The 18,643-nt window shown below is 68.6% G+C and carries 17 protein-coding genes; 14 read left to right on the top strand and 3 right to left on the bottom strand.

Going from position 1 to position 18,643, the window contains the following annotated elements:
- Window positions 1–19: 19 nt before the first annotated feature.
- Complete coding sequence (locus NA12_RS03290; protein ID WP_067447409.1) at window positions 20–964, bottom strand: helix-turn-helix transcriptional regulator; 945 nt, start codon at window positions 962–964, stop codon at window positions 20–22.
- 328 nt (window positions 965–1,292) lie between these two features.
- Here NA12_RS03290 and NA12_RS03285 point away from each other — a divergent pair, with 328 nt between their 5' ends.
- Window positions 1,293–1,724, top strand: coding sequence for an STAS domain-containing protein (locus NA12_RS03285; protein ID WP_067445807.1), 432 nt, complete (start codon window positions 1,293–1,295; stop codon window positions 1,722–1,724).
- An 11-nt stretch (window positions 1,725–1,735) separates the two neighbouring features.
- Here the strand turns inward: NA12_RS03285 and NA12_RS03280 are convergent, their stop codons facing one another.
- On the bottom strand, window positions 1,736–2,305 hold the full coding sequence (locus NA12_RS03280; RefSeq protein ID WP_067445805.1) for a GNAT family N-acetyltransferase: 570 nt from the start codon (window positions 2,303–2,305) through the stop codon (window positions 1,736–1,738).
- A 129-nt stretch (window positions 2,306–2,434) separates the two neighbouring features.
- Window positions 2,435–3,313 (bottom strand): sulfurtransferase, encoded by an 879-nt coding sequence (locus NA12_RS03275; protein ID WP_067445803.1) that lies wholly within the window; start codon window positions 3,311–3,313, stop codon window positions 2,435–2,437.
- A gap of 800 nt (window positions 3,314–4,113) precedes the next feature.
- On the opposite strand from NA12_RS03275, the gene NA12_RS03270 reads away from it, so the two are divergent.
- The 13 genes from NA12_RS03270 (at window position 4,114) to NA12_RS03210 (ending at window position 18,641) form a co-directional block, all read left to right on the top strand.
- A complete protein-coding gene (locus tag NA12_RS03270) occupies window positions 4,114–5,256 on the top strand; it encodes a helix-turn-helix transcriptional regulator (RefSeq protein WP_165914799.1) in 1,143 nt (380 codons plus the stop codon).
- Between the two features lie 284 nt (window positions 5,257–5,540).
- Window positions 5,541–6,716, top strand: coding sequence for an acyl-CoA dehydrogenase family protein (locus NA12_RS03265; RefSeq protein WP_067447408.1), 1,176 nt, complete (start codon window positions 5,541–5,543; stop codon window positions 6,714–6,716).
- 29 nt (window positions 6,717–6,745) lie between these two features.
- Window positions 6,746–8,500: an acetyl/propionyl/methylcrotonyl-CoA carboxylase subunit alpha gene (locus NA12_RS03260; RefSeq protein ID WP_067445799.1), complete on the top strand. Its 1,755-nt coding sequence runs from the start codon at window positions 6,746–6,748 to the stop codon at window positions 8,498–8,500.
- A 20-nt stretch (window positions 8,501–8,520) separates the two neighbouring features.
- Entirely contained in the window at window positions 8,521–9,975 is a 1,455-nt protein-coding gene (locus tag NA12_RS03255; RefSeq protein WP_067447407.1) for an FAD-dependent monooxygenase, read from the top strand.
- A 23-nt stretch (window positions 9,976–9,998) separates the two neighbouring features.
- Window positions 9,999–10,325, top strand: a complete 327-nt coding sequence (locus tag NA12_RS03250; RefSeq protein ID WP_067445797.1) for a TcmI family type II polyketide cyclase — start codon at window positions 9,999–10,001, stop codon at window positions 10,323–10,325.
- Window positions 10,322–11,599 carry a beta-ketoacyl-[acyl-carrier-protein] synthase family protein gene (locus tag NA12_RS03245; RefSeq protein WP_067445795.1) on the top strand — a complete coding sequence of 426 codons (1,278 nt, stop codon included), beginning with the start codon at window positions 10,322–10,324 and terminating at the stop codon, window positions 11,597–11,599. Before NA12_RS03250 ends, NA12_RS03245 begins: the two co-directional genes overlap by 4 nt.
- Complete coding sequence (locus NA12_RS03240) at window positions 11,596–12,819, top strand: ketosynthase chain-length factor (RefSeq protein ID WP_067445793.1); 1,224 nt, start codon at window positions 11,596–11,598, stop codon at window positions 12,817–12,819. The genes NA12_RS03245 and NA12_RS03240 overlap by 4 nt, the downstream gene beginning before the upstream one ends.
- Window positions 12,820–12,833: 14 nt before the next feature.
- On the top strand, window positions 12,834–13,097 hold the full coding sequence (locus tag NA12_RS03235) for an acyl carrier protein (protein WP_067445791.1): 264 nt from the start codon (window positions 12,834–12,836) through the stop codon (window positions 13,095–13,097).
- 33 nt (window positions 13,098–13,130) lie between these two features.
- Window positions 13,131–13,913 carry a 3-oxoacyl-ACP reductase FabG gene (gene fabG / locus NA12_RS03230; RefSeq protein WP_067445789.1) on the top strand — a complete coding sequence of 261 codons (783 nt, stop codon included), beginning with the start codon at window positions 13,131–13,133 and terminating at the stop codon, window positions 13,911–13,913.
- Between the two features lie 29 nt (window positions 13,914–13,942).
- Window positions 13,943–14,890 carry an aromatase/cyclase gene (locus NA12_RS03225; RefSeq protein ID WP_067445787.1) on the top strand — a complete coding sequence of 316 codons (948 nt, stop codon included), beginning with the start codon at window positions 13,943–13,945 and terminating at the stop codon, window positions 14,888–14,890.
- A complete protein-coding gene (locus NA12_RS03220) occupies window positions 14,871–16,826 on the top strand; it encodes an SDR family oxidoreductase (RefSeq protein ID WP_067445785.1) in 1,956 nt (651 codons plus the stop codon). Before NA12_RS03225 ends, NA12_RS03220 begins: the two co-directional genes overlap by 20 nt.
- A gap of 37 nt (window positions 16,827–16,863) precedes the next feature.
- Window positions 16,864–18,435 carry an acyl-CoA carboxylase subunit beta gene (locus tag NA12_RS03215; protein WP_067445783.1) on the top strand — a complete coding sequence of 524 codons (1,572 nt, stop codon included), beginning with the start codon at window positions 16,864–16,866 and terminating at the stop codon, window positions 18,433–18,435.
- On the top strand, window positions 18,432–18,641 hold the full coding sequence (locus NA12_RS03210; protein ID WP_067445781.1) for an acyl-CoA carboxylase epsilon subunit: 210 nt from the start codon (window positions 18,432–18,434) through the stop codon (window positions 18,639–18,641). Before NA12_RS03215 ends, NA12_RS03210 begins: the two co-directional genes overlap by 4 nt.
- Window positions 18,642–18,643 lie beyond the last annotated feature (2 nt).

Genomic DNA, 18,643 nt, shown 5'->3' with positions numbered 1-18,643 from the left:
GGGTCGGTCCGAGCGGCGGCTATTCGTTCAGCGTCTGCTTCGGCGGCTGACCGTACGCGTGGCGGTAGGCCGTGGCGAAGCGGCCGGGATGGGTGAAGCCCCATCGGAAAGCGACTGCCGCGACCGTCAGTCCGTCACCCGGCAGCGCTGCCCTGAGCTGTTCGTGTGCCGCCGCCAGCCGCATCCGCTGCAGGTACTCGAGCGGGGTCGTGTCCAGATGACGGCGAAAGGCCAACTGCAAGGCACGGGGCGTGACGAATGTCGCGGCCGCGACGTCGGTGATCGCGACTCTGTCACCCAGATGCGACTCCAGATAAGCGATGGCGCGACGCACGGTGTGCGGGTGAGCGTCGTGACGGTCGGTGGTATTCGGCTCACGCTCGGCGGTTGTCGGCATGGTGGCCAGCACTGTCGCGGCGAGATAGTCCGCGGCGGTCGTGACGGTGAGCGGGCTGTCGGCCGCGTCGGGGTCCGCGGCGACCAGCCGCAGATGCGTGATCACCCGGCACAGCCGCTGTCCGGCCGCTGGGTTGACCGGCCGGTGCCCATCCACCCGCACCCGCGCCCCGCCCTCGGCCGTGGCGATGCGGTTCAGGATCGCGGGGTCGAACATGGTGACGTCGTAGCGGCTGGTCCGGATGACGCCGGAGTAGGGCAGGTCGTGCGGGGTGAGCAGGCCGGTCTGCCCAGGGGTGAAGGTATCGGGGCCGTGATCGTGGTAGTTCGCCTCGATCCGGCCACTGTTCACGGTGACCAGACAGACCCGGCCCAGCGGATCGGCGTCGTAGCCCATGTCGAAGCCCATGTCGAGCCGATCGAAATTGATCGAGCCGAGCACCTCGCGACGGATCCGGGTACGTACCTGGTGTGAGCTGTGATTCCCGATCTCCACCCGGGTATAGGCGTCGTTGAGGAACCCTTCGGTCGCGGCGAGGTCGTCGCTCTCGAAATCCAGACTCTGCACGACCACCCCTTCGACGACGAGAAACGACGGGGTCGACCGGGGCGCCCGTACGGTTGCTCGTTCCATATTACTGGCCCGACAGCAGGCGCCGCACCCGTTGTGGCGCCCCCGGCGCATCGTGTGTCGCTGCCCGTGGCACCGGGCCGAGAGCCAGAATGCGAAATCGGAACACCACGGGGCAGTACTGATAGCGAACACCTGCGCGCCAGGCGGCGACGGGACATGATAGTTGCTGGGCCACGTGCTGGAATGATGGTGGAGGACCCGCGCTCGAGCACACAGGACTATCGGCGCGCACTGTTCTCCCGGTGCTGAAGAATTGAGTCTTTTGAACAACCGTCCCGACGAAACCCGCCCGCCCGCTGCCGACGATCCGGCCGATCTCCGTCGTCGCCTGAGCGCCGTCTCGGAGTCCGAGGGTCAGGTCGTCGTGCTGCACGCGCGCGGGGAGATCGACGCGTACACCCTCCCACGCTGGCGGAGCCTGCTGGAGTCCGCTGTCCCCGAGTCCGCTGCCGACGGCCACTTCATCGTCGATCTGGATGAGGTGATGTTCCTGTCGGTCCGCGCGATCATGGTCCTCGCCGACCTGGCCCAGCACCTGGATCGCCGCGGCATCGCGATGCATCTCGCCGCCCGGCGGGCCGCCACCACCATCGCGCGCGTGATCGACCTCGCCGGAATGAGCGAGTCGCTGTCCATCCACCAAGACGTCGACACGGCGATCGCCGCTACCACCGGTCCGCGCTCCGACAGGTGAGCCCGGCTGGGTCAGTCGGTGCGGAGTCGGGCGTGCAGGTGCATGTCGTGGCGGCCGTCGCTGTGGCGGCCCGCTTGACGTAGCGTGCCCTCGAACCGGAATCCGGATTTTTCCGCGACCCGGCACGAGGGCGCATTGTGGACCGAGTGGGTGAGCTCGATCCGGTCGAATCCGATGTCGTGGAAAGCCCACCGGGTCACAATGTTCGCGGCGCGTGGCGCGATCGAGTGTCCGCGCCGGGCGGGCAGGGTCCAGTAGGCGAGCTCGGTGACGCCCTCGGTGAGGTCCGACTGTCGCAACCCGATGCGCCCGGCGATCTCCCCATTGCTGGTGACGGCCCACTGGCCGTTGCCGCACGCCCAGGCCGAGCGCCATCGGACGATCCATTGGCGTACCTGCTCGACGGACTCGGCCGTCCGCACATGCCAGTGGCGAATGTCGGGGTCTTGGAATGCCGCGTAGACGGTGGCCGCGTCGGCGTCGGTCCAGGGGCGCAGCGCGAGGTCGTCGTGCGCGGTGAGTGTGGGCTGGTCGGTGGCGAAAGCGTCGGAATGGATCACGGCCGACATCAACTCGGGCATTCCGACATTGTCCGCCTGCGCGGGCCGCGGAGTGGACGGTTGGGATCAATCGGTGTTGTGGGCGGGCCGGCGCGCTATTGGAAGGGGCCGTTCGGTTTTCGCCCTGTGTGGCGCATCCGAGTGATTCGGTCAACCAGGCTGTTCGCCGACGACCAGCGGTAGCGCGGGGTCGGCGGCCCATGCGGTCAGGGAACCGTCGTAGACGCTGACGTCGTCACGTCCGACGAGAGCCAGTGCGTGGGCGACTTTCGTGGCCGCGACACCTCCGCCGCAATAGGTTACCGGCGTGACCGCTGGGTCGAGCAGGCCCGCGGCGGAGAACAGGGCCCGCAGTTCCTCGACGGGGCGCAGTGCGCCGGTCCGTGGGTCGTGGATCTGGTCGACGGGCAGGTTGATACTGCCGGGGATGTGGCCGGGGCGGGCGAAATAGTCTGTCTCGCCCCGGTACGTCGCGGCGTCGAGGACGCCCACCAGCCGGAAGGCGTCATCGGCGACCGCCGCCTCGACCTCGTCGGTGGACCTGATGAGGCCGGGTCGGCGGCGGGCGGTGAAGACGGTGGGTGTGGGCGCCACCGGGGAATTCGACACCTCGGCGCCCGCGGCCCGCCATGCGGCGAGGCCGCCGTCGAGTACCGCGACGTCGTCGAAACCCTCCAGGCGCAATTGCCACCAGAAGCGGGTGGCCCACATTCCGTCGTGCTGGTCGTAGACGACGACCCGCACCCCGTCGCCGATCCCGATCGCACCCGCGGCGATGGCGAAATGTTCCGATTCCGGTGCGGTGCACGGCTGTTCCGACTCGGCATCGGCGAAGGAGGTGAGCAGGTCCGCGAACACAGCGCCCGGGACATGTGCCGCGATGTAGGCGGCGCGGCCGGGCTCGAGCGTCGATGTGCCGTCTTCGAGCACGGTGAAATCGACGCTCGCGTCGACAACCAGCAGGTCGGGCTCGCCGTGATGGTCACGCAGCCAGGGAACGGACACTGCGTGGGGGACTGTCTTCCCCATCTGAACCTCCGATTGCACTGGTGGGCAACGGGATACGAATCTAGCGAGCTTCGGGAGCGCTCGCCAGGGCATCGATCGTCGTGAATCTAATCAAGCTGGGGCGGGTCGTCGAGTTGAACTCGTGGATACAGTCTTCTGGTCTTACGAGATGACATCGCTGAACTATCCCGTTACCGTTGAACGGCGAGACTGTTCGACGAGACGAGGAGGCAACTCGCGCGGCTCCGACCGCGCCGGCCCGCGGACGATCCCGACTCGAGGTCTGTGCCGAGCCGGTCGGTGGCATGATTCACCGCGCGTACGATTACCATCATATTTCGTGTCATGGCAATACGTGATCTTGCTCCGCTAATGATCTGTGCGAGAGGGTAATTCGTGATGTAGTTTGCAAGAGATAAGATCATCGAATTCTTATGTCGAACATCACTTCGAATTGAGCTGTGTCACTGGTACTTTGACAACCGGGGGGATTTTCGCGGCCATCGGCAGGGTGGTCGTGGAAGCTCGGCTTGCTGCATCAGGGAGACTTCATGACCGATCATCCTGTGTCCCGTCCGGAAGGCATGTCGCCTCCGAGCGTAATGAATGTTATGTCCGAACGTCGGAAAGTCTTGTCGATCGATACGCCTCGAAGCTCGGTGCGCGTCGAGTCGGCCAGATGTGGTCACGCGGAATCGACCTGGTGTGAACGCCGCGACCCTCGGCTCACGGATAAGATCGATTATTTATCCGGCGTCGGTCGCGCAGAGGCCCGCCTCCGTTTCGGCGATGCCGATACGCTGTGTGGCGGAGTGCAGAGCATGCTTTTCGTGCACTGCGGAATCCTGGACCGCGAGACCATAGTCCGGCGATCGGAACTCGTGCTCGACACCGCAACCGGAGCACCCGATCCGGGATGTCTGTGGCTGTCGCTGCTGTCGCTGGTGTACGCGGATCGAGGTGCGCAGGCGGCAGCCTATTGCACCCGGTTGCTGTCCGCCGAACGCGGAGCGATCCCGTTTCGCCTGTTCGAAACGCTGACGCTCATTCGCGCCAGGATCGACGCGCAGTCCGGTCGTCCCGCCGCGGCGATCGCGGCGATGGAACCGCTACTGCGTCGCGGCGGGTCGCCGGCGCTCCGCGGCATCGCGCTGGCCTGGCTCGTCGAGGCACTGGTGCAGGTCGGCGATCTGAGCAGTGCGCGGTGTCTGTTCGAGGACCGGATGAGCGCGGTGGAAGCCATGCCGGACCGTGCGCACGTGCTCGCCGCCCGTGGTGCGCTGCACCGCGCCGAAGGCGACCTCGAGCGCAGCCTGGCGGACTATCTGGCCTGCGGAAAGGTGCTGACCGCGCTGAACGTGTCCAATCCGGCGATCGTGCCGTGGCGTTCGCGCGCCGCGCTGGTCGCGGCCGCGCTCGGCCGCTGTGATCTCGCGGCGGCACTGGCCGACGACGAGCTCGCGGCAGCCCGGCGCTGGGGCTCACCGGGGGCGGTGGGGCGGGCCCTGCACGCGGTCGGCATGGCCAAGCGCACCAGTCGGTCGGTGGGCGCACTCGAACGCGCCGTGGAGCTGCTCGAACTCGCGCAAGCACGATACGAGCTGATGGGCGCACTGTGTGACCTGGGCCAGTTGCACGCGATCGAGGGCGACGCGGAGCGATCACGGTGGGCCGTGACAGCGGCCACCGAGCTGGCGGCGGCCGCCGGTAGCAAACCCGTACTGCAGCGCGCGGACTCGATGCTCGGCGCGTTGGACACCCAGCATCGAGGGACCGGCTTGACCAGGCAGGAGCGCAAGATCGCCGGCCTCGCGGTGCGTGGACTCAGCAACAAGGAAATTGCCGAGCAGTTGTTCCTCACGGTGCGTACCGTCGAATTCCACCTGTCCAATGTGTACCGGAAACTCGGTGTCGCGGGCCGGCGCCAACTGGCCGGGGTAATGAACGCGCGAGGGTGTGCGTGAGGTAGTTTCCGTAATCGAATTACTCGGACGGCAGTCGTGTTCCACACGGCTGCCGTCCTTTTGTGCGTGTGTCGTCGTTGTCGAACACATTGCCCCGGTGTCGATCCTGTGGTCGCACCGGGAAAACCTACGGGTGGACCGTAGACAAGTTCCGCGGCTCTTGAATCGCCGTCGAATTCTGTGCGAGATTTTTGGAGATCGGTGAGCAGCGTTGTCGCCGAATGATTTCGAACTTCTGGCGATACCGCTTCGGTATTCACGATATTCGGCGAGAGGAATCGACCATGTCTGCCAACCCGTCCCGTGAGGAACTCGTCGAGCGTGCCACGAAGCTGGCGCCGCTATTGCGTTCGCGGGCACGCTGGATCGACGAGAACCGCCGACTGCCCGACGATGTGATCGACGCGATCGAGGAATCCTCGCTGCTGAACATGCAGGTTCCCGCGCAGTACGGCGGCTACGAATCCAGCACCCGGGATTTCGTCGACGTGCTCGCCGAGGTTGCCCGCGGCAACACCTCGGTGGCGTTCTGCCTGTCGATCTACGCCTCGCTGACCTGGATGACGGCGCTGTGGCCCGACGCGGCGCTCGACGAGGTCTTCGCGACACCGAATGTGCGCGTCTCGGGCACGACAGCGCCGAGCGGTACCGCGACCAAGGTCGACGGCGGCTGGGTGCTCAACGGCACGTGGCGCTTCAACAGCGGTGTGCTGCACGCACACTGGAAGGTCACCGTGGCGCTGCCGACCGGGCCGGACGCCGCCCCGGTGCCGATCTTCGCCCTCGTGCCCACGGCTGAGCTACGGATCGTCGACGACTGGTACACCTCCGGGCTGGAAGGTTCCGGCAGTGTCTCGACGGTGGCCGAGAACGTCTTCGTGCCCGAGCACCGGGTGATCACCGGCGAGGACTTCTACCAGAACCGGTCCAAGTCGGCGGTGAACGTGCTCAAGCCGCAGTACGCGGCGCCGGTGCTGGTGCCGGTCACCGCGATCCAGACCGGGCAACTGGTCGGCGCGGCGCGGGCGGCGCTGGCGGCGTTCGTCGAACGGCTGCCCGGTCGGCCCATCACTTACACCGACTACCCCAGCCAGCTCGACGCGCCGGTCACCCATTTGCAGGTCGGCGAGGCAGCCCTGCTCATCGAGGACGCCGAGGCGCGGGCGCGCACCTTCGCCGACGTGATCGACGCGAAGGCCGGGGCGAACGAGGCGTGGACCGAACAGGAACGGGTCTGGTCGCGGGTACAGATCGGCTGGGTGGCGCGCCAGGCCAAGGCCGCGGTGGAGATCCTGGCGCAGGCCAGCGGCGGCTCCTCGATCCAGCGCGACGTGCCGATCGCGCGGTTGCAGCGCGACATTCACGCGACCTCCCTGCACGCGATGATCACGCCCAGCGTGAACATCGAGCTGTACGGCCGCTCGCTGGTCGGTCTGGCGCCCAACACGGTCTACCTGTGACCGGGCCCCGGCGACAGGGAGCAGCGACCATGCGCAAGGTACTCATCGCCAACAGGGGCGAGATCGCGGTCCGCGTCGTGCGCGCGTGCCGCGACGAAGGATTGGCCGCGGTCGCGGTCTACGCCGAACCCGACCGGGACGCACCGCATGTGCGGCTCGCCGACGAGGCGTACGCGCTGGGCGGGGACACACCGGCGACCAGCTACCTCGACGCCGCGAAGCTGCTGCGCGTCGCGGTCGCCGCCGGAGCGGACGCGGTGCATCCGGGATACGGATTCCTCTCCGAGGACGCCGATTTCGCGCAGGCGGTGCTCGATGCCGGTCTCACCTGGATCGGCCCGCCGCCCGCGGCGATCCGCGCGCTCGGTGACAAGGTGTCGGCCCGGAGGATCGCCGAGGCCGTGGGCGCTCCGCTGGTGCCCGGCACGCGCGATCCGATAGCGGGCGCGGGCGAAGCGGTTGCCTTCGCCGACCGGTACGGACTGCCGATCGCGATCAAAGCCGCACACGGTGGCGGCGGTCGCGGGTTGCGGGTCGTACGCGAGCGTGCGGAGATCGCCGAACTGTTCGACGCCGCTGTGCGCGAGGCCACCGCCGCCTTCGGCCGGGGCGAATGCTTCGTGGAGCGCTACCTCGAGCAGCCGCGTCACGTGGAAACCCAGTGCCTCGCTGATGCTTTCGGGCACGTGGTGGTGGTATCGACACGGGACTGCTCGTTGCAGCGTCGGCACCAGAAGTTGGTGGAGGAGGCGCCGGCGCCGTTCCTCACCGGCGCCCAGCGCGACGAGCTGTATCGGGCGTCGAAGGCGATCCTGTCCGAGGCGGGGTACGTGGGCGCGGGCACCTGCGAGTTCCTGATCGGGCGTGATGGGACGCTGTCGTTCCTCGAGGTGAACACCCGGCTGCAGGTCGAACATCCGGTGAGCGAGGAAGTGACCGGTATCGACCTGGTTCGGGAGATGTTCCGGATCGCGCGCGGTGAACCGCTTGGCTACGACGACCCAGCGGCGCGCGGTCACGCGGTGGAGTTCCGCATCAACGCCGAGGACCCGGGGCGTGGATTCCTGCCCGCACCGGGCACCGTGACGACGTTCGTCGCGCCCTCGGGTCCGGGGGTGCGTGTCGACGCCGGTGTGGAACAGGGTTCGGTGATCGGCCCGGCCTGGGACTCGTTGCTGGCCAAGGTGATCGTCACCGGTGCCGACCGGGAGCAAGCACTGGCGCGCTCGCGCCGGGTGCTCGCCGAGCTCACCGTGGACGGCGTCGCGACCACACTGCCGTTCCACCGGGTAGTACTCGACGACCCGGCCTTCACCGGCGCGCCGTTCACCGTGCACACCCGCTGGATCGAGACCGACTTCGACAACCACATCGCCGCCGAGGACATCGCGGGGCAGACGCCACCCGAACCGCAGCGGGAGACGGTGGTCGTGGAGATCAGCGGCCGGCGGGTCGAGGTGTCGCTGCCCGCACCCGACCGGATCGGCACGGGTCCGGCGACACCGCGCCGAAACCCTCGCACCGAGCGTGGCGGACGTGGCATCGCCGCCTCCGACGCGCTGGTCGCGCCGATGCAGGGCACGGTCGTGAAAATCGCTGTGACGGAAGGGCAATGGGTCGAATCCGGTGACCTCGTCGCCGTCCTCGAGGCCATGAAGATGGAACAGCCGCTCACCGCGCACCGGCCGGGCATCGTGCGCGATCTGACCGCCACCGTCGGCACGACGGTGAGCTCGGGCACCACGCTGTGCCGGCTCGACGACTCCGGAAGTCATGCGGCATGAACGGGATTCAGGAGGAAACCATGAACACTGCGGTCATCGTGGCAGGTGCGGGCCCGACCGGGCTGACACTGGCCGGGGAACTGCGACTGGCGGGCGTCGACGTGATCGTCGTCGACCGCTTGCCCGCCCGCACCGGCGAATCGCGCGGCATCGGGTTGACCCTGCGCACCACCGAAGTGCTGGACCAGCGCGGACTACTCGGCCGCTTCGGCGAACTCGAGACCGGTTCGGCGGGGCACTTCGGCGGGATCCCGCTCGACCTCACCGTCCTCGGCGCACCGCTGCAAGCACCCCGCGTCGTACCCCAGTCGACCACCGAAGCGGTGCTGGAGGCCTGGGCGCGGGAGCTGGGCGCCGATATCCGGCGCGGACACGAAGTGGTCGGACTCGACAGCGACACCGACGGCGTCACCGTGCATTTCGCGGAACACGCGTCGTTGCGGGCCGACTACCTCGTCGGCGCCGACGGTGGTCGCAGCGTGGTGCGCAAGGCCGCCGGGTTCGACTTCCCCGGCACCCCGGCCACTACCGAACTGCTGCTCGCCGATGTCCGCGGGGTGGAGATCGCGCCGCGAATGATCGGCCAGCAGGTATCCGGCGGCATGGTGATGAGCGCCCGGCTGCCCGACGGGGCCTACCGGATCATCGTCGGCGAACGCGGCGCCGCACCCCGGCGCCGCACCGGCCCACCGGATTTCGCCGAGGTCGCCGATGTCTGGAAGCGACTGACCGATGTCGACATCTCGCACGCGGAACCGGTGTGGGTGAGCGCCTTCGGTGACGCCGCCCGGCTGGTCACCGAGTACCGGCGGGGGCGGGTCCTGCTCGCGGGCGACGCGGCGCACGTGCACCTGCCCGCCGGTGGGCAGGGGATGAACACCGGCATCCAGGACGCGGTGAACCTCGGCTGGAAGCTCGCCGCGGTGGTCCGCGGCAAGGCGCCGACCGCCCTGCTCGACACCTACCACGGGGAACGCCACCCGGTCGGACAACGGCTGCTGGTCAACACGAAGGCGCAGAGCCTGTTCATTCTCGGCGGCGAGGAGGTCGGGCCACTGCGTGAGGTGCTGCGCGAGCTCGTCGCCTATCCCGCCGTGGAGCGTCATCTCGCGGCCCGGGTGAGCGGTCTCGACATCCGCTACGACGTGGGCGGGGGGTCGCATCCGCTCTTGGGTGCGCGGCTGCCACGGCGCGGGCTCGTGCGCGGTGCCCAGGCCACCGACACCGCTGCCCTGCTGCGGCCGGGGCGGGGCGTTCTGCTCGATCTCACCGACAACCCGGCACTGCGCCGCCGGGCGCAGCCGTGGACCGACCGCATCGACGTGGTCACCGCGACCGCCACCGAACCCATCGACGCCGACGCGCGCACCACCGCGCTGCTGGTGCGGCCCGACGGCCATGTGGCCTGGGTCGCCCCCGGTACACACGACGACCTACCGACCGCCCTGGACCGCTGGTTCGGGCCGGCCCGATGAACATCCGAGAGAAGGGGAAGTCAATGTTCAGCACACTGATCGTGGCCCGCATGGACCTCGCGTCCGCGGGCGATGTCGCCGGACTGTTCCGGGAATTCGACACCACCGAGCTGCCGCACCGGATGGGCACGCGCCGTCGCCAGCTCTTCCACTACCGCGGCCTGTACTTCCACCTGCAGGACTTCGACGAGGACAACGGCGGCGAACGAATCGAGGATGCCAAGACCGACGACCGCTTCGTGCGGATCAGCCAGGATCTGAAACCGTTCATCGAGGCCTACGACCCGAAGACCTGGCGCTCACCGGCGGACGCGATGGCGCACCGCTTCTACGACTGGAACGCGCGATGAGCGCCCCGGAACGCCGGGTGGTGATCACCGGCGTCGGCGTCACCGCGCCCGGCGGGGTGGGTACCAAGAGCTTCTGGGACCTGATCTCCAACGGCCGCACCGCGACCGGACGGATCTCGCTGTTCGACCCGGCGCCGTTCCGTTCCCAGGTGGCCGCCGAGATCGACTTCGATCCCGAATCACACGGCCTGACCCCGCAGGAGATCCGGCGGATGGACCGGGCTGCGCAACTGGCGGTGGTCAGTGCCCGCGAGGCGGTCGCCGACAGTGGGCTCGAATTCGACGACATCGACCCGTTCCGCACCGGTGTCACCATCGGCAGCGCGGTCGGCGCCACGATGGGCCTCGATGAGGAGTACCGCACCGTCAGTGACGGCGGGCGGCTGGAACTGGTCGATCACACCTACGCGGTGCCGCATCTCTACAACTACTTCGTCCCGAGTTCGTTCGCGACCGAAGTGGCCTGGGCCGTCGGCGCGCAGGGCCCGTCGACCGTGGTGTCCACCGGGTGCACTTCCGGTCTGGACGCGGTCGGCTACGCCGCGGAAGTACTGCGCGAAGGCGGGGCGGATGTGATGATCGCCGGCGCCACCGACGCGCCGATCAGCCCGATCACCGTGGCCTGCTTCGACGCGATCAAGGCCACCACGCCGCGCAACGACGACCCCGCGCACGCGTCGCGGCCGTTCGACGCCAGCCGCAACGGCTTCGTGCTCGGCGAGGGCGCGGCGGTGTTCGTGCTGGAGGAACTGGAGAGCGCGCGCAAACGTGGCGCGACGATCTACGCCGAATTGGCCGGACACGCCACCCGATCCAATGCCTTCCACATGACCGGGTTGCGCCCGGACGGCAAGGAGATGGCCGAGGCGATCCGCACCGCACTCGGCCAGGCCCGGATCGAGGGCACCGAGATCGACTACATCAACGCGCACGGTTCCGGCACCAAACAGAACGATCGGCACGAGACCGCCGCGGTCAAGCGTGTTTTGGGTGACCACGCCTACCGCACGCCGATGAGCTCGATCAAGTCGATGGTCGGGCATTCGCTCGGCGCGATCGGGTCCATCGAGATCGCGGCGTCGGTACTGGCGCTGGTCAACAACGTGGTGCCGCCCACGGCGAACCTGCACAATCCCGATCCCGAATGCGATCTGGATTATGTGCCCTTGACCGCGCGTGACCACCGGGTCGACGTGGTGCTGTCGGTGGGCAGCGGTTTCGGTGGATTCCAGAGCGCTGTCGTGCTCGCCGATCCCTTCCGGAGCCGGCGATGACCGCCGCGGTGGTGACCGGGCTCGGCGTCGCCGCGCCGACCGGTCTCGGGCTGGAACAGTACTGGAGCGCCACCTTGGCCGGGCGTACCGGGATCCGCCGGGTCACCCGGTTCGACCCGCAGTCCTATCCCGCGCAATTGGCCGGGGAGATCACCGGATTCGAGGCCGAAGAGCTCCTCCCGGGCAGACTGTTGCCACAGACCGACCGGATGACGCGCCTGGCATTGGTGAGCGCGGACTGGGCCTTCGCCGACGCGGGCGTGCGACCGGACGAACTTCCCGATTACGCCGCGGGCGTGATCACCGCCAGCAGTTCGGGCGGCTTCGAGTTCGGGCAGAACGAACTGCGCGCCCTGTGGAGCAAGGGCGGCGAGTACGTGAGCGCCTACCAGTCCTTCGCGTGGTTCTACGCGGTGAACAGCGGACAGATCTCCATCCGCAACGGGTTGCGCGGGCCGAGCAGTGTGGTGGTCAGCGACCAGGCCGGTGGGCTGGACGCGGTTGCCCAGGCGCGCAGGCAGATTCGGCGCGGCACCGCGCTGGTGGTGACCGGCGCGGTCGATGCCTCGATCTGCCCGTGGGGGTGGGTGGCACAGCTGGCGGGCGGCGGCCTGAGTACCGTCACCGACCCGGACCGGGCCTACCTGCCCTTCGATGCGCAGGCGGGCGGCTACGTCCCGGGTGAGGGCGGTGCGCTGCTCGTCCTCGAAGACGCCGAGCACGCGAGACAACGCGAGGCGCCGCAGATCTACGGCGAGATCGCCGGACACGCGGCGACCGTCGACCCGCGTCCCGACGGTCCGGGCGAGCCCGGACTCCGCCGGGCCATCGAACTCGCCCTGGGCGACGCGGGGGTCACTCCCGCCGAGATCGACGTCGTCTTCGCCGATGCCGCCGGCATCGCCGAACTCGACCGGATCGAGGCCGACGCTCTGGTCGCGGTGTTCGGTGCGCGTGGCGTGCCGGTCACCGCGCCGAAAACCATGACGGGACGGCTCTATTCGGGCGCCGCACCGCTCGACCTGGCCGCCGCCTTCCTGTCCATCCGCGACAGCGTGATCCCGCCGACCATCGGCACCGATCTCGCCGCCGACTACCAACTCGACCTGGTCACCGAGGTCAGGCCCGCACCCGTGCGGACCGCGCTCGTGATCGCTCGCGGGGTGGGCGGATTCAACTCCGTCATGGTCGTTCGCGGCCCCCAGCACCTTCGCCCCTGAGGAAAGGAAAGCCCGTGTCGACACTGTTCACACTCGACGATCTGCGCCGCATCCTGCGAGAAGGCAGCGGTGACAGCCCCGGCCTCGACGGCGAATTCGCCGAGATCGAGTTCGAAGACCTCGGTTACGAGTCGCTGGCGCTGCTCGAGACCACCGGCCGGATCAAGCGCGAATTCGGCGTGACCCTCGATGACGACGCCGTCGTCGCCGTGACCACGCCGCGCGCGCTGGTCGATCTGGTCAACGAACAGCTGCTCGAAGCGCCACAGCCCAGCTGAGCGCGAAACCGATTGCCCGACAGGAGTACAGACATGACCAACGACGACAGGGTGGCCCTGGTCACCGGCGCCACCAGCGGTATCGGACTGGCCTCGGCTCGTGCGCTGGCCGGGCAGGGACACCGGGTGTTCCTGTGCGCGCGCAACAAGGAAGCCGTGGCCGACACCGTCGCGCAACTGCGCGGCGAGGGCTTCGAGGTGGACGGCACCACCGCCGATGTCCGTGCGGCTGAGGACATCTCGGCGTTCGTGCGGGCCGCGGTCGACCGGTACGGCCCGGTGGACGTGCTGGTCAACAACGCGGGCCGCTCCGGCGGCGGCGTCACCGCCGACCTCACCGAGGAACTGTGGTCCGACGTGATCGCGACCAACCTCAACAGCGTGTTCCTGGCCAGCCGCGAGGTGCTGACCACCGGCGGCATGCGCGACAAACAGCGCGGCCGCATCATCAACATCGCCTCCACGGCAGGCAAGCAGGGCGTGGTGCTCGGAGCGCCGTACTCGGCATCCAAGCACGGCGTCGTCGGGTTCACCAAGGCACTGGGCAACGAGCTGGCCCCCACCGGGATCACGGTCAACGCCGTGTGCCCCGGCTATGTGGAAACGCCCATGGCGCAACGGGTTCGGTCCGGCTACGCCGCGGCCTACGACACCACCGAGGACGCGATTCTCACCAAGTTCGAGGCCAAGATCCCGCTCGGCCGCTACTCCACCCCCGAGGAGGTGGCCGGCCTGGTCGGCTACCTGGCGTCCGATCTGGCCGCCTCCATCACCGCGCAGGCGCTCAACGTCTGCGGCGGACTCGGCAATTTCTGATTCCGGTCGACGAGCACCAGGAGACTCCCATGACGACCCAGACCACCCGCGAGGTAGAGCACACCATCACCGTGGCCGCCCCGCCCACCGAGGTGTACCGGCTGCTGGCCGAGGTGCAGAACTGGCCCCGGCTCTTCCCGCCCTCGGTGTATGTGACCCAGCTCGAACACGACGGCAACGAGGAACGGATCCAGATCTGGGCCACCGCCAACGGTGAACCCAAAACCTGGATCTCACGCCGCGTGCTCGAACCCGAACAACTGCGAATCACGTTCTGGCAGGAGGTATCCGCGCCTCCGGTCGCGCAGATGAGCGGCACCTGGATCATCGAACCGCGCGAGGACGGGGGGACCGAGCTGCGGTTGCTGCACTCCTACCGCGCCATCGACGACGATCCCGACGGGCTGGCGTGGATCGAGAAAGCGGTCGACGACAACAGCCGCGCCGAACTGCCCGGTCTCAAGGCCGCGGTGGAGTCGGCGGTGCGGACCGCCGAGCTGACCCTGTCGTTCGTCGACTCGGTCGAGATCGCCGGTGCGGCAAGCGATGTCTACGACTTCGTCAACGAGGCGGACCGGTGGACCGAGCGCCTGCCGCACGTAGCCTCGGTGCAGCTGACCGAGAACACCCCCGGTGTGCAGGTATTGCGCATGGACACCCTGACCAAGGACGGCTCGAGCCACACCACCGAATCGGTTCGGGTCTGCTTCCCCCAGCACCGGATCGCCTACAAGCAGACCACGCTGCCCGCCCTGATGGCTCTGCACACCGGCTACTGGGAGTTCCGGACCAACCCCGACGGCACGACCACCGCGTCCTCGCAGCACACGGTGATCATCGAGGCGGCGCGGATCACCGAGATCCTCGGTCCCGACGCCGGAGTGCCCGAGGCACGGACCTTTCTGCGCGAGGCGCTCGGGGGCAACAGCCGGGCCACGCTGAACCACGCCAAGAACTATGCCGAAGCCCGTCGATGACACCGATGTCCTGATCGTCGGAGCGGGGCCGGTCGGGTTGCTGCTCGCCGGCGATCTGGCCGGCGCGGGCGTCCGCGTGACGGTGGTGGAACAGCGCAGCACTCCCACCACCGAATCGCGGGCCTCCACCCTGCACGCCCGCACCATGGACGTGCTCACCGAGCGGGGCGTGCTCGACCGGCTCGGTGAGCTGCCCGACGGCGGTCCGGGACACTTCGGCGGATTGCGCCTGGATTTGACCGAAGCCGATCCGGGCCACCGGTTCTCCGGCCAGTGGAAGTGCCCGCAGGTCCGGCTCGAAAAGGTGCTCGCGGACCGGGCGCGTGCGGCGGGCGCGGTGCTGCGGCGTGGGCACCGGGTCACCGCCGTGACCGCGCGAACGGACGAGGTCCTGGTCGAAACCGTCACCGCGAACGGCGAACGGCACCAGCACCGGGGCGGCTATCTGGTCGGCTGTGACGGTGAACGCAGCACCGTGCGCGCACTGGCCGGGTTCGAACTGACGGGCGCGGAGGCCACCCGGGAGATGTTGCGAGCCGACGTGGCCGGAATCGATATCCCGGCCCGACGTTTCGAGCGACTCCCGAACGGGCTCGCGGTGTCCTCACGCTGGCCCGACGGCAGTACCAGGGTGATGGTGCATGTCTACGGTGCCCAACCGCGCGCCGTAGGTGGGGAACCCGAGTTCACCGAGATCGCCGACGCCTGGCAACAGGTAACGGGCGAACGAATCGGCAACGGAATTCCCTTATGGCGCAACGCATTCGATGACAACAGCCAGCAGGTCACCCGGTATCGGCGGGGTCGGGTCCTGCTCGCCGGTGACGCCGCCCATCGACAGATGCCGGTGGGCGGCCAAGCCCTCAACCTCGGCCTGCAGGACGCGGCCGACCTGTCCGGCCGATTGATCGCCGCAGTCACCGGCCGCGCGGGTGAGACCGAACTCGACGGCTATCACCGCACCCGCCACGCCGTCGGTGCCCGCACCCTGACCAACATCCGCGCCCAGACCCTGCTGCTGCTGGGCGGACCCGAGGTCGAACCCGCCCGGCAGCTGTTCGCCGAGCTTCTGAGTCTCGGCGATGTCCGATCCCATCTCGCCCGCATGATCAGCGGCCTGCCCGGTCCCGGTGACCCGGCACCCGCACCACCCGATTCCGAGGAGACACCGATGAGCCTGACGAACAAGACCGCCCTGGTCACCGGATCCAGCCGTGGCATCGGAGCCGCGACCGCCCGCGGGCTCGCCGCCAAGGGCGCGCTCGTGGCCGTGCACTACGTGGACAACGAGGCCGCTGCCCGCGAGACCGTAGAGGCTATCGAGAACGACGGCGGCCGTGCGTTTTCCGTGCGTGCCGAGCTCGGCACGACCGGCGGCGTGCACGAGCTGTTCCTGGGTCTCGAACAGGGACTCAAGGAACGGACCGGGCAGACCACGCTCGACATCCTGGTCAACAACGCCGGCGTCACCACCCCAGCCGGGGTCGCTCCCGAGGACGTGACACCCGAGGACTTCGACCGGCTGTTCGCGGTCAATGTCCGCGCGCCGTTCTTCATCGTGCAGCGTGCCCTCGGCCTGCTGCCCGAGGGCGGTCGGATCATCAACATCTCCTCTGGACTCACCCGATTCGCCAGCCCCGATCAGGTGGCCTACTCGATGACCAAGGGTGCGGTGGAACAGATCACGCTGCATTTCGCCCGGCACCTGGCACCGCGCGGGATCACTGTCAACAGTGTCGCGCCCGGCATCACCAACAACGGCAGCGCCGTGTTCGACATCCCCGAGGCGGTCGAACAGATGGCCCAGTTCTCGGCATTCAAACGCGTCGGCGAGGCGGTCGACGTCGCCGATGTCGTCACCTTCCTCGCCACCGACGAAGCGCGCTGGATCACCGGCGCGTTCATCGACGCCACCGGCGGAACACTACTCGGCTGACAGCACGGCCGCGGCCGAGAAGACATCAGGAGATCCGATGACGACAGTGCACGAACCCACCGGGTACACCCACCGGCTCGACGAACTCGACGCACTCAAACGCGCCGCCCGTCTCGGCCCCGACCCGACAGCCACCGACCGCCAGCACGCCAAGGGCAAACTCACCGCCCGCGAACGCATCGACCTGCTCCTCGACCCCGGTTCGTTCGTCGAAGTGGAGCCGCTGCGCAGACACCGTGCCACCGGCTTCGGGCTCGAAACGCGCAGGCCACACACCGACGGCGTGATCACCGGGTGGGGGACAGTGGACGCGCGCACGGTCTTCGTCTACGCCAGCGACTTCCGGATCTTCGGCGGCGCGCTCGGCGAGGCGCACGCCCAGAAGATCCACAAGATCATGGACATGGCCGTCACCGCGGGAGCCCCGCTGGTCTCGCTCAATGACGGTGCGGGAGCGCGCATTCAGGAGGGAGTGACGGCGTTGGCGGGCTACGGCGGGATCTTCCGCCGCAACACCAGGGCTTCGGGAGTCATTCCGCAGATCAGCGTCATGCTCGGGCCGTGCGCGGGCGGGGCGGCGTACTCGCCCGCCCTCACCGACTTCGTCTTCGTGGTGCGCGACATCGCGCAGATGTTCATCACCGGCCCCGATGTGGTGCGCACTGTGACCGGCGAACAGGTGACCCACAACGAACTCGGCGGCGCCGACATCCACGCGTCGGTCTCCGGGGTGGCCCATTTCGTCTACGACGACGAACAGTCCTGCCTGTCCGATGTCCGCGCGCTGCTGTCGATGCTGCCGGCCAACAACCGGGAACTGCCGCCGGTGGCCTTCACCGCCGATCCCGCCGACCGCCAGACGGCGGCACTGACCGACCTGGTGCCGTTGGACGGCAACCGCCCCTACGACATTCGCGATGTGCTGGCCGAAATCGTCGACGACGGTGACTATTTCGAAGTACAGGCCACCTGGGCGACCAACCTGGTGTGCGCGCTGGCCCGGCTCGACGGCCACGTGGTCGGGGTGGTGGCCAGCCAGCCGATGAGCCTGGCCGGGGTACTCGACATCGACGCCAGCGAGAAAGGCGCGCGCTTCGTCCAGTTCTGCGACGCCTTCAACATCGCGTTGCTGACGCTGGTGGACGTGCCCGGGTTCCTGCCCGGCGTCGGCCAGGAGCACGCGGGCATCATCCGTCGCGGCGCGAAACTGCTCTACGCCTACTGCAACGCCACGGTTCCGCGAATCTCGTTGGTACTGCGCAAGTCCTACGGCGGCGCCTACATCGTGATGGACTCGCTGTCGATCGGCACCGACCTCGCCCTGGCCTGGCCGACCAACGAGATCGCCGTGATGGGCGCCGAGGCCGCCGCGGATGTGGTGTTCCGCCGCGAGATCAGCGCGGCCGAGGATCCGGTGGCCACCAGGGACCGCAAGATCGCGGAGTACCGCGAGGAACTCGTGCACCCCTACTACGCGGCCGAACGCGGACTCATCGACGACGTGATCGACCCGCGCGACACCCGTGGCGTGCTGATCCGGGCCTTCGCCATGCTGGCGGGCAAGGACACCGACCTGCCCCGCCGCAAGCACGGAAACCCACCGCAATGAGCGCCACGGACCCGGCGCCCTTCCTGCGCGTCGAGAAGGGCAACGCCGACCCGGACGAGCTCGGCGCGCTGCTCGTACTGTTGCTCGCCCGCCGGCGGGCCGCGGTCGCCCCGCCGGTCCCCACCACGCCGGTCGCCCGCTGGCGGCGGCTGGAACGTCGACCCGCCTTCACCGACCCCCGCGCGTGGACCGGATCCACCCGCTGACG

The organism is Nocardia alba NBRC 108234, from assembly GCF_001612665.1.
GTDB classification, from domain to species: Bacteria; Actinomycetota; Actinomycetes; order Mycobacteriales; family Mycobacteriaceae; genus Nocardia; species Nocardia alba.
Note: the sequence above shows the minus strand (reverse complement) of the source record. Positions and strands in the feature narration are given on the sequence as shown.

Excerpts from the sequence above, each read along its gene's own strand:
- NA12_RS03280 (WP_067445805.1), bottom strand. The coding sequence starts at position 2,305 with ATGCCCGAGTTGATGTCGGCCGTGATCCATTCCGACGCTTTCGCCACC.
- NA12_RS03275 (WP_067445803.1), bottom strand. The coding sequence starts at position 3,313 with ATGGGGAAGACAGTCCCCCACGCAGTGTCCGTTCCCTGGCTGCGTGAC.
- NA12_RS03270 (WP_165914799.1), top strand. The coding sequence starts at position 4,114 with ATGCTTTTCGTGCACTGCGGAATCCTGGACCGCGAGACCATAGTCCGG.
- NA12_RS03265 (WP_067447408.1), top strand. The coding sequence starts at position 5,541 with ATGTCTGCCAACCCGTCCCGTGAGGAACTCGTCGAGCGTGCCACGAAG.
- NA12_RS03260 (WP_067445799.1), top strand. The coding sequence starts at position 6,746 with ATGCGCAAGGTACTCATCGCCAACAGGGGCGAGATCGCGGTCCGCGTC.
- NA12_RS03255 (WP_067447407.1), top strand. The coding sequence starts at position 8,521 with ATGAACACTGCGGTCATCGTGGCAGGTGCGGGCCCGACCGGGCTGACA.
- NA12_RS03250 (WP_067445797.1), top strand. The coding sequence starts at position 9,999 with ATGTTCAGCACACTGATCGTGGCCCGCATGGACCTCGCGTCCGCGGGC.
- NA12_RS03245 (WP_067445795.1), top strand. The coding sequence starts at position 10,322 with ATGAGCGCCCCGGAACGCCGGGTGGTGATCACCGGCGTCGGCGTCACC.
- NA12_RS03240 (WP_067445793.1), top strand. The coding sequence starts at position 11,596 with ATGACCGCCGCGGTGGTGACCGGGCTCGGCGTCGCCGCGCCGACCGGT.
- fabG (WP_067445789.1), top strand. The coding sequence starts at position 13,131 with ATGACCAACGACGACAGGGTGGCCCTGGTCACCGGCGCCACCAGCGGT.
- NA12_RS03225 (WP_067445787.1), top strand. The coding sequence starts at position 13,943 with ATGACGACCCAGACCACCCGCGAGGTAGAGCACACCATCACCGTGGCC.
- NA12_RS03220 (WP_067445785.1), top strand. The coding sequence starts at position 14,871 with ATGCCGAAGCCCGTCGATGACACCGATGTCCTGATCGTCGGAGCGGGG.
- NA12_RS03215 (WP_067445783.1), top strand. The coding sequence starts at position 16,864 with ATGACGACAGTGCACGAACCCACCGGGTACACCCACCGGCTCGACGAA.
- NA12_RS03210 (WP_067445781.1), top strand. The coding sequence starts at position 18,432 with ATGAGCGCCACGGACCCGGCGCCCTTCCTGCGCGTCGAGAAGGGCAAC.